The sequence below is a fragment of the Endozoicomonas sp. Mp262 genome, assembly GCF_025643335.1.
In the GTDB taxonomy this organism is placed as follows: Bacteria; Pseudomonadota; Gammaproteobacteria; order Pseudomonadales; family Endozoicomonadaceae; genus Endonucleibacter.
Genome location: NZ_CP092489.1, coordinates 664,667 through 685,525, shown reverse-complemented (window position 1 = coordinate 685,525; position 20,859 = coordinate 664,667). Strand labels below are relative to the sequence as shown.

The 20,859-nt window shown below is 47.7% G+C and carries 12 protein-coding genes; 8 read left to right on the top strand and 4 right to left on the bottom strand.

The window, feature by feature from the left end; genetic code table 11:
- Nucleotides 1–165 precede the first annotated feature (165 nt).
- From MJ595_RS02950 to MJ595_RS02915, 8 genes are all read left to right on the top strand, one after another.
- Nucleotides 166–6,804, top strand: coding sequence for a hypothetical protein (locus tag MJ595_RS02950; RefSeq protein WP_263081044.1), 6,639 nt, complete (start codon nt 166–168; stop codon nt 6,802–6,804).
- Between the two features lie 68 nt (nt 6,805–6,872).
- Nucleotides 6,873–7,379: an OmpA family protein gene (locus tag MJ595_RS02945; protein ID WP_263081043.1), complete on the top strand. Its 507-nt coding sequence runs from the start codon at nt 6,873–6,875 to the stop codon at nt 7,377–7,379.
- 113 nt (nt 7,380–7,492) lie between these two features.
- Nucleotides 7,493–10,135 (top strand): hypothetical protein, encoded by a 2,643-nt coding sequence (locus MJ595_RS02940; protein ID WP_263081042.1) that lies wholly within the window; start codon nt 7,493–7,495, stop codon nt 10,133–10,135.
- A 10-nt stretch (nt 10,136–10,145) separates the two neighbouring features.
- A complete protein-coding gene (locus MJ595_RS02935) occupies nt 10,146–13,487 on the top strand; it encodes a hypothetical protein (RefSeq protein ID WP_263081041.1) in 3,342 nt (1,113 codons plus the stop codon).
- Nucleotides 13,488–13,536: 49 nt separating this feature from the next.
- Complete coding sequence (locus tag MJ595_RS02930) at nt 13,537–15,012, top strand: hypothetical protein (protein WP_263078329.1); 1,476 nt, start codon at nt 13,537–13,539, stop codon at nt 15,010–15,012.
- An 11-nt stretch (nt 15,013–15,023) separates the two neighbouring features.
- On the top strand, nt 15,024–16,454 hold the full coding sequence (locus MJ595_RS02925; RefSeq protein WP_263322447.1) for a SpaA isopeptide-forming pilin-related protein: 1,431 nt from the start codon (nt 15,024–15,026) through the stop codon (nt 16,452–16,454).
- 62 nt (nt 16,455–16,516) lie between these two features.
- The gene (locus tag MJ595_RS02920; protein ID WP_263081039.1) at nt 16,517–16,858 is read left to right on the top strand and encodes a hypothetical protein; all 342 of its coding nucleotides are present in this window, start codon (nt 16,517–16,519) and stop codon (nt 16,856–16,858) included.
- A 140-nt stretch (nt 16,859–16,998) separates the two neighbouring features.
- The gene (locus MJ595_RS02915) at nt 16,999–17,115 is read left to right on the top strand and encodes a 30S ribosomal protein THX (protein WP_263081038.1); all 117 of its coding nucleotides are present in this window, start codon (nt 16,999–17,001) and stop codon (nt 17,113–17,115) included.
- A 70-nt stretch (nt 17,116–17,185) separates the two neighbouring features.
- Here MJ595_RS02915 and MJ595_RS02910 read toward each other — a convergent pair whose 3' ends face one another.
- The 4 genes from MJ595_RS02910 to MJ595_RS02895 form a co-directional block, all read right to left on the bottom strand.
- The gene (locus MJ595_RS02910) at nt 17,186–17,518 is read right to left on the bottom strand and encodes a PfkB family carbohydrate kinase (protein WP_263322446.1); all 333 of its coding nucleotides are present in this window, start codon (nt 17,516–17,518) and stop codon (nt 17,186–17,188) included.
- Nucleotides 17,519–17,545: 27 nt separating this feature from the next.
- A complete protein-coding gene (locus MJ595_RS02905) occupies nt 17,546–18,424 on the bottom strand; it encodes an IS982 family transposase (RefSeq protein ID WP_263081036.1) in 879 nt (292 codons plus the stop codon).
- A gap of 324 nt (nt 18,425–18,748) precedes the next feature.
- The gene (gene pdxA / locus MJ595_RS02900) at nt 18,749–19,756 is read right to left on the bottom strand and encodes a 4-hydroxythreonine-4-phosphate dehydrogenase PdxA (RefSeq protein ID WP_263081035.1); all 1,008 of its coding nucleotides are present in this window, start codon (nt 19,754–19,756) and stop codon (nt 18,749–18,751) included.
- Nucleotides 19,757–20,055: 299 nt separating this feature from the next.
- A complete protein-coding gene (locus tag MJ595_RS02895; RefSeq protein WP_263081034.1) occupies nt 20,056–20,754 on the bottom strand; it encodes a DUF3313 domain-containing protein in 699 nt (232 codons plus the stop codon).
- Nucleotides 20,755–20,859 lie beyond the last annotated feature (105 nt).

Sequence of the window (20,859 nt, the reverse complement as noted above, 5' to 3'; positions counted from 1 at the left end):
TGAAGCCTTCTGTTGCCCTTCGGGGCAGCGGCGGGCTTCCCTTGTGCTTTTTCGTAACGACTAAACGGTATTCGTTGATCACACAACGACAATCGTCGTTAAAAAGAGCGCAACGGAAGCCTGATTAAGAAATAATCACTATCTGTCCAGAAGCCTGAGAGCTGTATGAGCCGCCAGACCAAGCCATTAACAATCAGTTTCCGATTAGCACTCAGCTTTTGGCTGATGCTGCTGGCTGTCGGTGTAAACGCAGCGACACCGGCAGGCACGCTGATTATTGGCCAGTCTGAGGCGGCTTATTTTGATACCCGCAATGGTGAGTCTATTACAGTGCTGTCGAATCAATCCTCAGTGATTGTGGCTCCGGTATATGGGTTGAAACTGTTCCAGAATCAGGCCAACACCGTGGCTCCTGGGCAAACGGTCTTTTTTATTCATCACCTGCAAAACCGTAGTAATACGGCTGACCGCTATAAGGTCAGTAGTCGCAGTTTTTCGGGTCATTGCCATCCAAACGAAAACTGCCCGGCGGACAAGTTACTGACCATCAACGGTATTTATTTATATCAGGGTGACCTGCCCCACCAAAACACTGCCACCATTACCGAAACCCCGGTATTGCAGCCCGGTGAAGAAATTCCGCTGATTGTGATGGGCACCATGTCCAGCCTCGCCCGTGGCGGGGATAAGGTTTCACTGGAGCTGTCTGCATTGTCACAGGGTAATAGCCAGATTAAGGACAGTAACCTTGATCATATTACCGTCAGCCACCAGTCAGCCCTGTTAAGAAAAAAGAGTCAGGTATTTATTGGTCATGCGCCCACTACCAGGGGTGATATTCATTACGATATCCGCTTCACCAATAATGGCGACACACCCATGGCGACCCGCTTAATGACGGTAGATGGCCAGCCGGAGCAGGCTATTTTTCTGGAAGATCCGGTACCGGCTAACACCGCGCTGGTTGCACCTGAGATTGATGCTATAGACTTCAGTCCCATTCAGGCAAAGCCTGTCGTGTATATTGATAGCCAGTGGATCAGCTACCGCAACTGGCAGGCAGATAAACAAAAGCCAACCCGTATCGGGTTGATCCTGCCCCAGGAACATTTTGTACCGGGGCAATCCGGCCATCTCTCGTTTAATGTCAAGCTGGATCACGGTGTACAGAAAGGAACCCTGGTCCGCAACCAGGCAGGAATTGACCTGGAAGGGGATGGCTCCCTGACCTTTGTCAGTAATGAAACCGTTGATATCATCCGTGCTGGTGAGTTCCAGGAGGGCGATGTTGAAGCCCTGCGGTTTGTTGAACCGGCAGACCGTATCACCACGCCGGTTTTTGATGGCCAGTACCGGGATTCCAAACATTACTTCAAACCGGATCAGATCAGTGGAGGTGCATCGGTTTTTGAAGATATTTACCTGAGCCTGCGGGTCAAGAACTTCAATACCTCTGCTGAAACAGTTGATTTTGTTGATGTAAAGGTAACCTCGGGCAAAACCGGCGACAGTGTGTGGGTGCGCCTGCGCCAGAGTACCGCCAATAATGGCCGGTTCTACAGTGTTTCCCCTCTTCGATTGAACAAGACCACTGTCGGGTTTGGCAAATTGTGTACTACAGCTGATGATATCCCTGACTATCAGAAACCAGCTCCAAACTGCTATCTCGGCTCCGTGGCCGGTGACCAGTTAAAAGCAGAAGTCGTTAATGAGCGTACCGGTAATCTTTATCAGGATACCGCTGATGTCAGCCCCAACGGTCTTATTTTTGACAGCACGACATTGGCTCCCGTAGCCGGTGCCGTCGTGCATTTCTATGATATTGATGACCACCCGGCCAAATTGCCAGCCCATCTTGTTGGCAGGCAACGTCCGGTGGATTTGATCCAGCCACAGGAAACCAAAAAAGATGGCCGGTTTTTCTTCCCCCGAATGCAGGAAGGGGAATATTACATTGTGGTTGATAGTCCGAAAGATAAACAATATCGTTTTCCCTCAGTGACCCGTCCGGAGGACTACACCGGCCTGAAGGTCAAGGCACCTTCGTTTGGCAAGGAAGGTAAACCATTCTTTGTAGCAAAACCTGTGATATTGCCCCACGCCAGGCCTGTGGAGCCCCACCTGATTGCCCCGGCAACACACCACTTTGCACAACCGGCAAGTACTTTCTTTGCAGCGAAACCTGCCTCACTGCCCGATGCCATGCCTGTGCAGCCGCGCCGGTTTGCTCCCGCAGCCCGCCACTTCGCAAAACCGGCAGGGGCATTCCATTACGATGACAGAACCGAAATGGAAAGCTTTGATATCCCCCTGGACCCCTTGACTAGCGGTGATGAGCTGCAAATTGAGAAAAAGGCATTGCAGCAGAATGTTAAGCCCGGTGATAACGTCGATTACGAAATCACCATCAAAAATAATACCGATGGCCCTTTCTATAATGTAAAGCTGAAAGACCTGATGCCTGAAGACTTTGCCTATCAAGAAAATACAGCGCATATGGAAACCCAGGGGCAGAATGACCGAACCAGCCTGACTCCGGATATTATCGAGCAACAGGGAAGTCAGGGTAATACCCGCCACAGGATGACATTTGTCACCAATCAGCAACCGCAATGGCTGGAAATCCCAGCGAGAGCCATTCTCAAGCTCAGATATCAGCTAAGGGCAGGACTAAAAAAACAGCAGGCAACCAACCGGGCTCAGGCCACCGCTAAAAATTCGGCAGGGGAGTTGCTGGTTTCGGGGGAGAGAAGTGCCACGGTCAATGTCGATCTGCCTGGTGCCATTGTGCTCACTAAAGAAGCTAAACAGAAAACAGTGGCTCCCGGTGGCGTGGTGGGGTATGAGCTGACCCTGAAAAACAATGCCGGTCAGGATATCAGCGGGCTGGCTATTTATGACGACCTGCCCTTTGGCTTCAAGTATGGCAAGAACAGCCTGAAAATAACGATGGATGGTGAGGACATTCCCTTTACCCTCGAACAGGGCCGCACCCTGATTATCAAACCGCAAAAGCCCCTGCTTGCTGACAAGACCATGACCGTTACCTATGTGCTGAAAGCAGGAGCCGGTTCAATAGACAGTGATGGTATTAACCGGGCAACAGTCAAAAAAGACGGCAATGTGATTTCCAACGTAGCCCGCGCACGGGTTGCTGTTGAGATGGACGGAGTGCTGTCTGGCAAGGCCATTCTGTTCGGTAAGGTTTATGTGGATGCCAACTGCAACAATATTCAGGATGAAGGTGAATGGCCGGTTGGTGGTGTGCGTCTTTATATGGAAGACGGCACCTGGGTCATTACCGATGAAAACGGTCAGTACAGCCTGATGGGGTTAAACCCCGGTAATCATGTGATCAAGGTTGATCCGGTGACCTTGCCTGATGGGCTGGAACTCAAGCCTGTTGATAACCGCAATGCAGCCGATGGTGACAGCCGTTTTGTTGACCTGGCCAATGGTGAGATGCACCGGGCAGACTTTGCTGCCAGTTGCCCTGCTGAAAACTACAAATCCATTGTTGCCCAGATAAAAGCCCGTAACCAAAGTATTAACGGTGACTGGCTGCTGGATGATGCGGCACAGTACAACCGCAGCAAGCCAACAGAAAAAGCCGATAATAATGGTGATTTGTCCAACGGTGTTATCCGTTCGCCAAAACAGTCTGGCACTGATAGCACCAGTGATAAAAAAGACCATCTGCAGAATCAGCCAAGCGCAGCCGCCAGCCAGCAACCGGCAAAAAAATCCATGCCTGCCGCAAAAGAAGCGGTTAAAAACATTACCCGTGAACAGGGAGTAAAAGGTACCTGGCTATGGCCTGAAAGCCAGCGTGCCGACGGGCGTTTTATGGCCGTGGTACGAGCCGGTGTGGAACCTGTTTTATACGTCAATGGCGAGGCAGTCAGCCATGACCGGCTGGGAGAACAGCTGCTGAACAATCAGGCGCAGTCACAACTGCTGGCCTGGTACGGTGTCAGCCTGAAAGATGGTGAGAACAAGGTAGAGATTAAGGCAACGGATTTCTTTGGCAATGAACGAATCATGGCTGAAGGGGTGTTTATCCAGTCCGGCTCAGCGACAAATATAGAGATCAAGCCAGCGCAAGACACCCTGCCTGCGGATGAAGGCCGCAGCCTGTTGCCGGTCACCATCAGGGTGCTGGATAACAATGGCCTGCCCGCCAGTGGTGTTTATTTTGTCACCCTTGAAACCACTGCCGGGCACTGGCAGGAGCCGGATATTCAGGATCAGGAGCCGGGGCATCAGGTGCGGGTTGATAATGGTGAGCTTACTGTTCACCTGCGCTCCGGTGGCACATCCGGCCCGGTGAAATTGCAAGCCTCCACAGGCGCATTAAAAGCCGATACGAAAATTACCCAGATAGCAGCGCCCCGCCCGCTGGTAGCCGCAGGTATTATCGATATCAATGCCAGTTATGGACATATTTCCGGTTCCGTACCGGCGCTGGATGAAATATCCGATGGTACAACCACAAATAGCCGTGCCGCCGGATTCATCAAGGGTGAAATTGCTAAAGATACCCAGTTAACCCTGTCTTACGACAGCAAGAAAAATAAGGATACGGAACTCTTCCGTGATGTCGATCCCGATGACTATTACCCCATCACCGGTGATGCCAGCCAGAAAGGTTATGAAGCGCAAAGCCGCAGCAAACTCTACGCAAAAGTCGAAAAAGGCCGCAGCAGTGTTATGTGGGGGGATTACCAGACGGACAGTAATGGCTCCGACAACGACCTGGCCCGAACCCAGCGCAGCCTGACCGGTGTCAATGGCATTTATGATAACGGCAAGACCCGTGTGCAGGGGTTTGCCGCCAGGCCGGAAGATAATCATCACTCCGAAATTATTGCACCCAACGGCACCGCCATGCATTACCGGCTGGAAAGGGCACCCATTGTTCGTAACAGTGAGGCGCTGGTGCTGGAAACCCTGGACCGTAAAGATGGCATTGTCCTGAAAACAAAAAACCTGAGCCGGGGCACGGACTATACCGTGGATGAGTTCAGCGGTTACCTGAAGTTTACCTCCCCGATCCACCGTAAGGATGAGGAGGGTAATCTGCAGCAAATTCGTGCCAGTTACGATATTGATGGGGATGGCGAGGCTTATACGGTAGCCGGTGGACGTATCGAGCATAAAGTAAACGATAAAATAACTGTAGGTGGTAGCTACACCCATAACGGTCATAATACTGAAGGCAGTGAAATCGGTGGAGCCTGGGTTGAAGTTAAACCGTCTGACAAGACCACAATTGCTGTCTCTGTGGCGGCTATGAATGGGGAGGAGCCAGATAAGGATAACAGTGATATCAGTAAAAGTTATTCAGGCAATGCCAGCCGCATCAAGGTCAAGCATAAGTGGGGCAATACCGCTGAATCTGAACTGACCTGGGCTAAGGCACAGCCGGGCTTCAGGAACAGTGCCGGTGGTGTATCAGAAGGCCGTGAAGAAACCCGCCTGCAACACAAGCAGCAAGTTGGTAAAAGCACAACCCTGCGGGCGGAGGCAGAAACCAGCCGTTCCCTGAAGGATGAGGCCAGTGCCCAGGGCGATAGCATTGGTGCCTATATTGACCAGAACATTGGTAATGGCTGGAAAGTCACGGCGGGCAGTCGTTACATACAACAGCGCAGCACCGATGATAAAGAAGATTATATGACTGCTGAAGCCGGTGTCGAAAAGCAGTTTAAAGTGCTGGGGAAAGATGCATCCATCAAAGCCGAATACGAGCAGGCACTAACCAATGACCGTACACGGGCAGCACTGGAAAGTAACTGGAAAGTGCACGACAAGGTTAGTTTGTACGGACGTTATGAACGGGATGAAAACCTTAGCCCCGGCTCGGCTTCCGGCGATAAAAACGAATTCTCCATTGGCCTGAAAAGCGACTGGTTGCCCAATACCAAAACCTATACCGAATACCGGATGCGGGGAGCCACTGACGGCGACAACCTTGAATGGGTCAATGGTGCTGAAACCCGACTCGATCTCGTTAAAGGGTTTTCCATTACCCCCAGTGTCGAATGGATCAACACCGTGCATGGCGATAATGGCAACGATGGCCTGGCGATTTCCATGGGCTTTCAGGACAAGCGTTATAAAAACCAGCGAGCCAACGGGCGTATTGAATACCGTCACGGAGCCAAACAAAATTATTACGGGCTGGACACAGCCATTGCCAGGCGGCTCAGCCTGGACTGGAGCGCCCTGCTAAGGGAAGAGTACCGCCTTGAGCTGCCAAAAGCAGACGATAAAGCCAAAACACAAAAACATGCCATGACCATCGGCATGGCCCGTCGCCCAAGGCTGAATAATCGCCAGCACGGCTTATACCTTTACCAGTGGAAAGAAGAGCGGGGCCAGAACATAGCCGATAACCGCACCGTACACCTGATCTCCACCCACCAGAACCGACAGTTCACCAGTGACCTGACACTGTCTGGCCGTATTGGCAGCAAGTGGGTCAGTACCGCACTGGAAAACTATCGCTATGACAGCCAGGTCTGGGTGACCGATGCCCGCCTGACCTGGGACCTGAATCGCCGCTGGGATCTCGATATTCGTGCCGGGTTGCTGGCAGTAGACGGCACTGACAGCCTGCGCTGGTCTGCGGGTGTGGGTGCGTATTATCTGGTTGTGCGCAATCTGCGCGTAGGGGCTTACTACAACCTTGTGGGCTTCTCGGATAAAGATCTGGACAGCGAAGAATATAATGCTGAAGGCATTCATCTCAGCCTGCAGTTCAAGTTTGATGAATCCATTTTTGACTGGTTTGCCTCATGATCCACCGCTACCGATTGATGCCATTTATATCGATTTTTATATTGCTTTCAGCAGGGCTTACCGGTTGTGTGAGTACTGAGGAATTGTATGCCCGCTATGACAGCCGGGTATGCCCTGTGGTGCAGGCCGAAGTCCCCCCCGGAATGCCCTGGCATAATGCCGTGTTCTTTCCCTATAACCAGTCTGAAGTAACAGCAGAAGAAGCGTTAAAGCTCAGGGAAAATCTGGCGCTGTTGAATAAAAACCCGGACTACCGGGTGATACTCCGTGGTTTTGCAGACAGCGTTGCCTCCCAGCGCTTTAACCTCCCTCTTTCTGAACGACGGGCGCTGTTTGTTTCCGGCTGGCTTATAAGTAACGGAATCTCCAGAGAGCGCATTGATCAGGTCGGTCTGGGTAAAGAGCTGCTATTAATACCGCCCGCCGAAGGCCAGGATGAACAAACCAACCGTCGTGTAGAAATGCTGCTGGTGGACGCCCATGGCCGCCCGGTTTCCCTTGAGCAGCCCTATAGTGATAGCGCTGAAACAACCAGTGTCGCAAAAGAACAGGCTGATGAAGAGGACGCTACATAATGTCGATAGCGGCTTTTTCACCACAGAGACACAGAGATCCCTCCACATTTCCACACGAAGCGTGGAAATGTATAGTCTCGTTCCCACGCTCTGCGTGGGAATGGATATGGCAGGTGTTTTTTATACTGCTGGTGCTTTTTATGGCGGGCAATAGTTATGGTGTAACACCGGCGGGTACTATTATTCGCAGTCAGGCGCAGGCGACCTTTCTTGATTTATATGGTGAACGACAGCAGGCGACGTCTAATGAAGTGCAGACGTTGATTCAGGCTGTGCCCGGTATTGACCTTCAACAGGATCAGACAAGGTATGCAGCACCTGGCGGTGACTTTGTGTTTCCGCATGTGCTCACTAATACCGGTAATGTTGCAGCAAAATATAAATTATCTGTTCCTGAAAAGGGTGGCTCTCAGGAAGTAAGGATCTATAGGGATGATAACCATGATGGGCAGATTAATAATGAAAGTGAAGTTAGTGATACTGTTTCATTAGCCGCTGGAGAAGCATTTTATTTTCTGGTGAATGGCAAGGCACCAGATAAAACCGGAGACCGAACACTGGTCGTAGAAGCTTCTGTTCAAAAAGACTCAAAAAAATACATTGTCACGAACACGGATACGCTCAAGGTGTTCAGGGGCGTTATGTATAGAGTTACCAAAGGAATGGATAAAATAGAGGCTAGGGCAGATGAAGATGTCTTGATCTCTTTCCGTTACCAGCGTCTTAATAACAAAAAAAAGAAGAAAACAGAGCTAGTCATTACTGATGTTCTGCCTCTCGCTATGCAATTGGAATCTTTCGAGAGTGCAGAGATATGTGATGCTGATGAAAAAAAATGCGTCCATATCAAAGACCTCGCAGAGGATCAGAAAGAGAATATCAAGCATTCTATTAGTGATGATCGGCGAGAGATTAAGCTGACTTTGACCCATGGTGTAGACTCTCCTGAAAGTGATGGGGTTATTCGATTCAAGGTGAAGATTCAAAATAACTTCAGTGGTCAAACAGTATTCAATCAAGCAACTTATCAGCATAAAGTTTGGCTGGATAAAGACAAATTATGGGGCAAGCTCAGGCCGAAACAGACCACTAACCGAGTGCCTTTGTTTATTAACGGTTTAGGCGTCACCATCAACGGCAGCCGGTATAGTTCCGCTAAAGACCTGGGTGAACCGGTAGCGCCAAAAGAAGGTGCTATAGCCAAGCCTGGAAGTGAACTGACGTTTATCAATTACCTGTGGAACACAGGGACAGAAATAACCAGTTATACGGTTTCTTTCGACACAGCAGATAGCGATTTCCCAGGCGGTACCTTATTTTGGCGTAAGTCGGAAAAGGGTGCGGATACGGCACCCATTATGAAAGGAGAAAAGAACGAACAACTCAAGATAACCGTGGATGATCTCAGCCCCGGTGAATTTAAAAAGATTCTCCTGAAGGTAAAACTGCCTGAAAACATAGAAATTAAGAGCGATAAAAAAGGCTACGAAGCCAAACTGAAAGCAGAAGTGAAAGGCAACTCTGCGGTTACAGACGAGGTGGTAAACAAGCTGCCGTTTATCAGTGATAACCGTGCCTCAGTGGATTTAACGCTGGGCAGCGCCTTGCAAACCGATAAAAACGCTACGGGTTTGGGGAGTGATACAGACCCTGAAGCAAAGCCAGCTATCATACAGGCGGATGGAGCTGTCATTATTGACAAGGTTTTTGTCAATAATACAGGTGGAGTCGCAGATAGCTACAACCTGAGCTTTACCGGTAAAGCCCTGCCCGATGGCTTCAACCTGACATTTTATGATGCCGAGAGTAATGTCCCTCTGGCTAATACCGGGGTTATCGCAGCAGATGGCAAAGGTAAAGATAAGAAAAGTTATAAGGAACTGAAACTGAAGGTCTCGGTGCCGGTTGGCATAACACCTGACGAATATAAGTTTACGATTAAAGCGTTATCACCAGTAACCGGAGCCGAAGACACTCTTCCACTGTCCGTTGAGGTAGTAAAAAACTCAGGGCTTACACTGGAACCCAACGGTGAAGGTCAGGTAATGCCCGGCAGTTTTATCACCTTTGCTCATCGGCTGACCAACACAGGTAATACAAATATTACGGATATTACTCTATCGTGGTCTGATTCTTCTGAAGGCAAAGGTTGGCAATCTGTTGTTTATAGGAGAGAACAAGCTAGTGAAAAAGACAATATCGATGGCAGTGCTGATCTATTGAGCAGTGATGAGATAATTCAGTCTGGAACCTCGCTTGCTGTTGATCCCGGAAAAACAACAATCCTCATAGTAAAAGTCTTTGCCCCGGCAAACGCCATGCAGGGCGCAAAAAATATCACTGAAGTGAAAGCGTCTTGGGTAGATGATAATGGAGTAAATGAGCTTATCGTCACTGATACCGCTACTGTCAATAACACCAATGTAGTCATCATAAAAAAACAGGCAGCATGGGATTGTAAAAGTGATCCTCTGAAAGGTAGGCAGTTTATAACAACGCAATTTCCCGTGAAGCCAGGACATTGCGTGGTGTACAAACTCACAGCCACTAACCGGGGAGCAGAGACGGTTAGTCATGTGGTGATCCATGATGCAGCACCGAACTTTACTGTATTTGTAAAAAAGTATGGGTTGCCAAAGACTGACAATGTCAGCAGCAAACTTTATGACGACGATGGCCGAATCATAAAAGCAGAATGGTCAGAACTCTCTCCCGGTGCATCCGTTTCCCTGTATTTCGGTATCCAGATTCAGTAGCTAGTATTTTATGAAGCCATTATTTCACCACCTTTTGTCTTTTTTCCTGCTGTTTCAGAAACTGGGCTTGCTTGTACATTCTTATACGCTGGCAGGAAGCCAAAAAATACGGGTAGCCTTGGGGTTGCATGGTCAATCTGCTTTTACTGCATTTGCTGGTTCCCATGCTCTGTGTGGGAACCTTTTTGGCTTGGGTGTTGTAAGTCAAAAAGTCCTCATTCCCACGCAGAGAGTGGGAGTGAGCATGAACTTGCTTATCCCTCTACTTCTTTGGGTACGCTCCTCATGCTGGCTTGTGCTGAAAACTAATGCATACTTCCTTTTTTTTGGAGTGCTGGCTGCTGGTTTTTATTCTTCTTATGCTTACTCCCAAAGCGCTGAAGTTAAGATAGAAAAAAAAGACTTTATTAACGCCACTATTCCGGAAGGAGGTGACTGGGTTTCCTCGGGACAAAGTGAACATGGCTGGTTTGTATTAACAGAAGCACGTCAGAATCAGAGAGGGTATACATATTACAAAACACCATTTTCCAATCAAGATGGTTTGATTATTGAATTTGAGTTTGCAGCAAGCAGAGGGTGCCAGAAGAGAAAAATTAATAGAAGGACAGAAAAATGTACTGCCGGCGATCAGCCAGCGGACGGCTTCAGTGTTTTTTTGTTTGATGCTGATATTGTCAAGGCGCGTGGCTTTAAACTGGGGCAGTACGGTGGTGCTTTGGGGTATGGCTGGGGGCAGCAAAACGCTAATTGTGGTAGTACGCATAAAAACCGCCGTGAATGTGGTTTAAGAGGCGGGTATCTGGGGGTAGGTTTCGATAGCTATGGTAATTTTAGTACCAAGAATGCCGGAGCTGAAGAAACAGGGGCAAAGTTCACTAAGGACTCAATAGTGATTCGGGGTTCCCAGTCTCAGAATTATAAATATATCAGCGGCAAACAATTGAATGAGGGAATTGCTACCCGTGATGCGGACAGGCGTGTACAAAAAGCAATCATAAAAATTGTTCCGAAAAAGAATGGATCTTATGATAGCTATGAGGTTACAGCCCGGCTTGAAAAAGACCGTACAGAAGTAATAGGTACGATTGAACAAAAGTTGCCAGAAAACTTGCAGCTCGGTTTTGCTGCTTCAACCGGTGCTAACTTTGCCCGCCATGAAATCAGGAACGTCAGGGTCAGGCGGCCTGTTCAACTACAGCTCGAGCAGGTGGGAGCAACTGAATACTCTAAAGACAAAAGGGACATGAAGGAAGAGCAGCAAAAAGTACGTTATGTGCTGCAAGTCAGCAATCTGGGGAATAAAAGTGGGGTTAATGGTGCAACCTTGCGGTTAACCGTACCTGAGTTTTTGGAAGAAAAGCCGCCGGTATATACCTGTGTAGAGCAAACTGCTGGTGGCTCATGCGAAATTAAGAATGGCAAGCCTGTGTTTGACTTGCCTGTGGGAGCAACGGCAACAGTTAAACTTACAGCCACGATGAGTGGCGTTAAAAAAGATGGTGAACTGGTTGCAGAACTGGTACCTCCATCAGGCTACAGTAATGAAGACTTCGATAATATCGCTCATATGAGAACGGTGTTTTTGAGTGGCCGGGTGTTTGAGCAAAAAACCATTACTACTGACGAAGGGAATAAAAAGCTTTCGTGGACTACACCGCAGAATAGTGAAGGTATGGATTCTGTTGAGCTTGTCCTGGTCAGTCAAGAGAAGAGTGGCGGAATGAAAGTACGCGCGACAACCACGACCAGTCAGGATGGTGCTTATAGCTTTCCGGTATCTGTAAAAGAAGCAAAAACAGAAACAGAAGCGGGAACAGATGCTGTAGCAGAAGAAGGAACAGAAAAAAACTTTAAGATTGCTGTCCAGGCAAGCAGTCTTGGTAAGGATGGTAAGCTACCCGAACAGTCGTGGAGTGGACCCGGCGGTATATGTATTCATGATCCGAAAAATAATGACTACAATCATGCAACACCCACAAAGTCCAGCTATTGTTTTGGCGGTAAGAAAGGCAATATGACAGTTGCGTTAATTGAAAGCCAGGTTGGTTCTCCAGTTGACTTATCTGAAGCCAAGCATGTTATTAATGTGACGCTGGAAGGAATTAAAGACGGACTGCCAGAAAAGCAAATCAATAACCTTGATTTTGGCTTTAGTTATGATGTGGTTACCAATTCTAACGACAGTGGTCAGGGAAGTTTGCGGCAGTTTATCATTAATGCCAACGCTGGAGCCGGATCGGGTAAGATGCTGTTTGTGCCCGCAGTAAACATTACAGGCAATGGGTTCTGGACTATTCCTTTAACAACAGCTTTACCAGAGTTAAAGCGATTAAATGCTAAAATTGATGGTAAAGCTTTAGCCAATGCACCATTTAAGCCTACCGAAGGTGAGCCACTAATAGACTCTTCGTCAAACTCAGGCCCTAAAGGGAATGATGAAAGTTTGACTAATGGTGGCAAGGCGGAGCGACCTGACTTGAAGCTTGTTTTTAACGCGGCGGGTAAGCCCATCGTAACGTTGGCGGGGGAGTCTCAAACAGTACAATATGTTGGTTTCATGGGAAAAGAAAGCCTTGGTATTAATGTTACAGGTATCGGAGCGCCTGTCATACAGTACAATTATTTTGGTGGGCTAGGTGAAGCAAATAGTTGGCTATCGACCGGCATTAAGGCAGATACTTCATTCTCTGGCTATAAGGTGAATGATAAACAATTTACCATCAGAGAAAACAAGTTTATTGGCCTGTATAAAAGTGCCATTCAGGTTGCAGGAAGTGTCGATATCATCAGGAATGCAATAAACGAAAATATTAAAGATCACTTTACCGGCATCGATCTCAACGAAAACGGTGAAGGTAGCAGTGACAACAGGAAAATAACTATCACCGGTAATCATATTCAGTTGGGGCATGAAAATAACATTGCGATTGATGGAGCATCGTTAGGTAAGGTGGAAAAGCTTGTGATTAATCTGGAGAATCTGATTTCTGGAGGAAGCGTCAGGCTTTCAAGTAGTGGTAACATCGAGGTTGCTAATAACACCTTCAAGCATGATCTTGCTGCTGTCGTCATTGGTAATTACGACGGTAGTCCGGCGGCGCTGAATAATAAAATTACTAATAATAAGTTTATAATGCTAAATGGAACGAAAGCTATTCCTATTGACCTAGCTGATGGCAATTGGGAGGGGGATGGTGAAACGGCAAATACTGGCGGTTATGTTCCGGGTAAGCCTAACAGAGGGATTGATAGACCTGTTTTTAGCAGTGCACTAAAAAATGGTAAAAATGTTAAGGGTGAAAGTCTCAAATTGACCGAGCTTCTTCAGCTTGCCAACCGGGGAAAGTAGTAGGCAGCTATTTTTTCAATGCTTAAACAGAAGGCAGCCAATCACAGGTATGATGTTGATAGCACACAACACCTTGCCAGTGAGAGGCCGCCCCATGGAAGTATGTCAGCTACGGACTGAAGCCGCCACCATTTCTTGTGATGCGATTCAACGGTTAGGCCACCAATTGCAGGCTCTGCGAGAGTCTGGCAATCCTATCAGGCACTTTGAAGAGTTTGAGCAGACCGTTAATGCTCTCTTTAATCAAGCTCAGCAAGATTTTTTAGCAGAGGCGCTGGCTGAGCTTGATATTGATACCCCAGCTATTGAGGTCAGCGGGATCACTTATAAGCAGGTGTTGCGCAGTTATAAAACCTACCAGACAGCGGTTGGTTCAGTCCGGGTTATGCGAACACTTTACCGTAACGGCAAAGAGCCGTGTATCGTGCCCATGGAGTTGAAAGCCGGGATCGTGGAAGGCTTCTGGACGCCTCGGGCTGCAAAGCAAGCTGCCTGGGTTGTTGCTCAAATGTCTCCCGGTGAAGCAAAAAGCCTCCTTGATCTCATGGGAGGTATGTCTCCCTCAGAAAGCAGTCTTGCTCGTTTCCCCAGGCAATTTAATACTCAGTGGGAACAGCACCGTGAGCCTTTTGAAGAGATGCTTATTGAGAAACTTAACGTGCCCACCAATGCGGTCACAGTAGCCGCCTCCCTGGATGGCGTTATGCTGCCCATGAAAGATGGCAAACGAGTAGAAAAGCGAGCCAGGAGCGCTTCTGAAGGCAAACGGACTCAAGGGCCAACAGGTTGCAAGGAGGCCAGTTGCGGAACTTTGTCGTTTTACGATCAACAGGGGGAGCGTTTATCAACAGTCCGCATAGGACGAATGCCAGAAACTAAAAAACTCACACTCAAGCAGTCTTTGTCAGCACTATTGCAAGAAGCGTTGCGACAAAAGCCACAGCTGTCACTGGTCAAAGTCGCTGATGGCGCCAAGGACAACTGGTCATACCTTTCCCGGGAACTACCAGCGGGTGTTGAGGTTATTGATTACTACCACGCAGCCGATCACCTGAAGAAAGCATTTGACCAGGCTTATGGAGAAAACAGCATCAAGTCCAAAGAAAAGTTTGTCACTTACCGACACGTCCTCAAAGAGGAACTTGATGGGGTTGAGCGCATTATTAAAGCCCTGGCTTATCAGCATAAAAAGCATCCGCGCCGCTCAAAATTAAAGACCGAGCTGGAGTATTTCAGAAAAAATCGCCAGCGTATGCGCTATGCTGAACACTTGTCGAATAACCTTCCGATCGGCTCTGGTGTGGTAGAGGCAGCCTGTAAAACCTTGGTTACCCAGCGGATGAAGTGCTCAGGTATGCGCTGGAGAAATCCGGGTGGTCAGGGCATATTGACGCTTCGGTCATTAGTTCAGAGCCACTGGTTTGAAAATGGCTGGAAGTTATTTGCTGCAACTTATTGCGAGAAAGTCACCAAGGCTGCTACAAGCAATGTCATACCATTCCCTGAGAAAGGTGGCAGTGTTTAGTTGTGGTCAATATGAGACTTTCACCCAATGTTAAGTTGTCGGGTTTTTTGAACCCGAAAAGCTTTGGTTCATTAGAGTTATACACAGTAAGAGGAGGTGTATATGAACACTTTGATACTTATGCAAAATCTGAAAATCCTGAAGAATCAGATGAGATCTTTACAGGGGCAGAGGGTTCTTATATAGATCCTGTGAGTAAAAAAACAATAAAGACGCAAGCCATATTCGTAAGCTTTCGATTTACAGGAGAGGATGGAACAGGCATAGCAGCCATAGCCATAGATAAGGAAGGAAACACCTCAGAGTTCAGCCCACCAATAACGATTCATAAGCCTGCAAGTATTGAGGCAACCGTCTGTAAAGTTAAGAACAAGGAGGGCAAATGTGATTCGACTGAAATGCCCTTGGAAGGGGTTAAAGTAAGGCTATACCGTGTACGCCCCGATGAAAATTCCGTGCCTGTAGTTGTTGATCAAAAGGAGTATCTGGTAACAAACAGTGAGGGGAAAGTTACGTTTAGTGGCCTGTATGCGGGTGACGACTACCAGGTTGAAGTACAGCCAGACCAGCCAATGCTGAAAGGTCTTTCACTGGGTAAAGGAATCCCGAATTTCAGGGTAGTTCGTGAAAATGATTATATATATGATGATAAAACAGCCAAAGTGGACTTTGGCTATATCGATGGCACCCCCACCCTGTCCCTGACACCCAACCACCACCGTACCGTTCTGCCCGGCACAAAGGTCAGCTTTCTCCATACCCTGAAAAGCTCACAAGCCGGTGAGTTTACGTTATCCGCTGACTGGGATGCTGATAAAGAAGAGCAAAGTCAGGATCAATGGCCGGTGATGATCAAGTCCTTCTCCTGCGATGCAACGGCGGATACCGCTACCGTCCTCCCTGATAACAAGCTGACTATAGCGAAGGCCGATGATGGTGCCCAACCATCATGCCTTGAAGCCAGCTTTTTTGTACCGGCGAATACTCCCTACGGGTTAAACCGTATACTCACCCTGACAGCGACAAAGGTCAAAAGTGCAGATGACGACAGTAAAGATCAGGAAGAGCCCTTGATTGCTAATGCCTTTGACCGCATCACCGTCACCGACCAGAATGCAGGTAAACTGGTCTTGAGCAAGTGGGTGACTAACACCAGTGAGACAGGAGCAGGCGGAAAACCATCAACAGCCAACACCGCAGCCCCCGGCGATATCCTGAAATACACCATCGGCTTCACCAATGCCGGTGCATCACGCATTGATAAAGTAACTATCACCGACCAGACACCACCGTTTACAGTCCTGGAAAGCTGCGAAGAGAGCAGTTTGAAGCAGCTAACATGCGGTAAAGACAAGGGCTACCGGGGTGAACTAACCTGGTCAGTAGAAACACTTAAGCCGGGTGAAAGCGATGAGGTCAGTTACCAGGTGACAGTTGAATAATCAATCTGTTTATATTTTACCTGCTATTCTTTTTGGGCAGCCAAAAAAATAGTGGGTGATATATGTCCTTGGAAGCTAGAGTTGAATCCCTTGAGTTTCGGGTTGATACCCTGGAAAAGGGGATGGAGCGCCTGGTGCAAATTTCCGGTGAAACCCATCAAGTTATGCTGGAAACCCGACAAGAAATGCGTGAGCGGTTTAAACAGCATGATGCCCGGTTTGATCAACAGGATCAGCGATTAGATCAGCATGATCATAAGATTGATGCCCTGGCCAGAGGGTTAAACGCACTGACAGAGGCAACCCTGGCAGGGTTCAAGCGTGTAGATGAGGAGCAGGCGGCTACCCGGAGGGATATTGCTGCCCTTGAAATGCTGGTTCGCCAGAGATTGCCAGATCATTAACTTATTATGATTTTTTAGGGTGTGACTTTTAACGATCGGATATACCGGCAGGCTTGTATCCGGATGATGAAATCGTGCTTGTATTCTATAGCCTCTCATCATATTGTGAGACGGCGTAGAAAAAAAACAAGAGGTGGCATATGGGAAAGGGTGATAAAACCACATTCAGGGGCAAGATCAATAATGGTTCCCATGGTGTAAAGCGTCGTAAGGGTAAAAAGAAAAAGGGATCAGCCACAGCGCAGGAAAAAAGCTGAAAACGGGAAGTGTTATGACTTTAAACCTGTGAGGCAGAACTCACAGGTTACGGGGCTTATATATTAACCATTAACTGAAGAACGCTGTGAGATCAGTCAAATAGGGAATGGACGTTTGGGCTCCCATTTGGGTGACAGATACCGCACTGGCTTTATGGGCGAATTGAATAGCTTCTTCCATGGTCTTATCTTGGCTCAGCCCCACCAACAAAGCACCATTGAAGGTATCACCCGCTGCGGTGGTATCAATAGCATCCACTTTATGGCCAGGGATTAACTGGCCCATACCATTTTCGTAGAGATAAGCTCCCCGACTGCCGAGAGTGATGACTACCTTATTAACACCTTTTTCCACGAAATACTGCGCTGCTTTTGCCGCGGTCTGTTCATCAGTGACTGCAATACCAGTGATCTGAGTTCGACATAACGGTTAAGCAACCAACTCAACCAGCCCCGTATGTTGAATGTTCAGAGAAGGCTTCTTTTTTTGAAACGTATAGGCTACAAGCCCTGCCAGCAAGTTCACCATAAAATTGAACTTTGAGCGGTGGCGGGTGTGCTCTATCTGAGAGATATTCTTCAACTGATCGTTGACTGTCTCAATGATTGCACGCCCTCTCAGCAGTACTTTATCAAAAGCAGGCAGGTTCTGAGGTTTCATGTTTTTCCTGCGCGTCGTAATCAGGTCAACATCGTATTTTTCTTTTAAAAGCTGGGCTTTGGCCTTGGATATATAGCCTTTGTCGCCGAACAGCTTACCAAACAAGTGGCAGCACATATCTTCAAGAACAGCACGATCATCGGTATTACCTGATGTACACTTAACCGCCAGCAACTCACCGGTATCATTGATAATCAAGTGAAGCTTAAAGCCGTAATACCAGTGTGTAGAAGACTTACCCCAGCCTGCTTCATCTTTAAACACTTTATGGCGCAGAGCCCGACTTTTTTCACAGACAGCGATGCCGGTTGAATCTATATAAGAAATGCCAGACACCTTGCCATATCGTGTTTGCAAGAAAGCTGAGAGTACCATAAGCGCTTGTGGCATCAGCTCAACAAACCGATTGTAGCTGACTAGCCCGTGAAAGTGCTTATGCCAGTATTTACAGACATGATTCATATAGAAGTGCTTCAGACAACGATAGCCTTTAGCATGAAATAGGATAACGATCGTGGCCACTTCGCTGATTGATAGAGACTGTTTACGAATGCGCTTGCGGCCACAATGCTCGATCAGATACTGGTTTAGCTTTGGTTCAAATTGCTTGCAAAAATCGTCTACCCTACAAAATACCTTGGTCAGCACAGTACTACTCCATCCCTAATCAGCGTGGTAGCTATGCTATATAAAATCAGTTCCTTATGTCGAACTCAGGTCACATGATAATAGCCATGGCGTAAGAACTGACAATAAACATAGGTATTCTTTCAGTAATGTTTTGTGAATTTGAGGAATAGTCTTGAAAAAGGCTAATAACATTTGATGGGTTGGTGATTATATAGTCAGAAAATAATAATAAAATACGATATAAAGAATATTTTAATAATTTTTTGTATGGTCAGAATCAATATCAATGAGGGTAAATTCAAGCTGGAACCGAATGTATCAGACTCAATCCCTCCTTTGAATTTATGGCTGTTTTAATTTTCTTATTTTATTGGTATAGACCGCTGCCAGCCTGATGGCTTCGGTCATGCTGACAGGGCTGGCTGTTCCTGTACCTGCAATATCATGGGCGGTGCCGTGATCTACCGATGTTCTCAGGAAGGGCAGTCCGCAGGTAATTGATATGGTTCGCTCAAAATCGACCATTTTAGTGGCTATATGCCCCTGGTCATGGTAAAGGGAAAGTACGGCATCAAACTTACCTGAGAGGGCCTGGTAAAAAACAGAATCGGCAGGTAGGGGGCCGCAAACCTGTAGCCCTTTTGAAGAAGCGCGGTTAACAGCAGGTACAATGGCAGTGTCTTCTTCATCCCCGAAAAGCCCATGCTCACCACAATGAGGGTTAAGCCCTGCAACAGCTAGCCTGGGGCTTGTAATTCCCAGCGACTTAAGGGTATTGATTGATCGAGTGATGTAATTGTAAACCCGTTCTTCCGTAACAGCATTGCATGCCTCTCTAAGAGACAGGTGTCTACTAAGAAAAAAGACCCTTAGTTTTTTAACCTGAAATAGCGTCAGTGGGTCGTGACTGCCTGTTAGTTCTGCCAGCATTTCAGTATGACCAATATGGGGAATACCGGCAGCCTTTAATGACTCCTTATTAATAGGCGTGGTTGCCAGGGCGTCCACCTTTTTACTCATGGCCAGGATGACGGCCTCTTTTATAAATTGATAGGAGGCTTTTCCTGCTGCGGCAGAAATCTCCCCTGGTTTGATCTTACCTGCATCAGCCAACGGTCGATTTAAAAGGTTTATGGCACCGGGCACCAGGGATAAATGGGAGGAGCAACTCATTTTATGGATGGTAACGGGCCTGTTGCAGACTTCAGCGGCACGCTTCAGGAAAGATTCACTGCCGATCACCAGTATTTTACAGCGGGTAAACAGGTCGGATTCCGTCAGGGACTTAACAATTATTTCCGGGCCGATACCGGCAGGGTCGCCCATAGGTACACAAATAATAGGTTTCATTGGACTTATATTCATATGAGTAAGTGCTTGTGGCCAGTACATCATTTCAATACCTTAAACACATTGAAATGATGTACTAGGGGGCGTTCTCAATTAGACATGTGACCAGCCAGCCGTGATGAGCGCCAGGCCCTTCGGGTTCCTCACACAGGCATTCATGCCCCGTTGTACGACTTGAACAGGGAACCACCCTGCCCTGCGTCGTACGCCTTGCCTGAATGCCTGTGTGAGGAACTGGTCTCATGACTAATTGAGAACGTCCCCTAGTTTAGCCTGTCTACCAATCAAACTACGGTTTTCTAACGGGGTACAGCTTGGCTTGAACGTTTTTCTTCGATTAATGCCTTAAGGTTGGCAAAGTCTATTTTAAGATCTTTTCCCAGCTGGTTTATTTCAGACCGGGCATGCTCAATACTTAGCTTTTGTTTGTCGTCCTGCAAAGGCAGGGTCTTTATTTTACGTACCGACATTGCCATGGTTTGCCCTGTCTGACCATCTTGCAGTTCGGATTCTAATAAAAATGTAACATCTTTATCGCGCCAGCCCATTGCCAGCTCCGCACCGGAAATGACCAAGCGAACCGGAATGATTTCACGTATCTGTAAATCCTGTAGCTTGACCGATAGGGAGGTGATGGCGGGTTTTATTACCAAGACACCAGCGCCTTTTTGTCGGGCTCTGGGTAAACCAAGGTGGTTAGCCACATCAAGAACCTTGGCTTCCATGGCCTGTCTGATTGTTTCCAGTGCTTCACGGCTAACCTGATCCTGGGTATGTGGCTGTGGAAAAAAGATTAATGGTTCAAAATAAACGGCCTTATAATGCCGGGATTTAATGTCCGGTGATATCCAGCGCCAGACATCACTTTCTGATGGTGTTTCAACTTTTTCAAGCCGGGAATAGTTCTTCAAAAAGCCTGAATAGTCATCTGCTATGTATAACCGGGAAACACATCCGGTAAGAGCGACTAATAAAAATGGAATACATAACTGGCGCACTGCTTAGACTTCCTGGCAAACGTCAACAGCCCCTATGCTATCAGGCTCCTGCAAACAAAAAAACGGGCTTGGTAGGCCCGTTCATGGGATTTAGCGGTTGTTGCA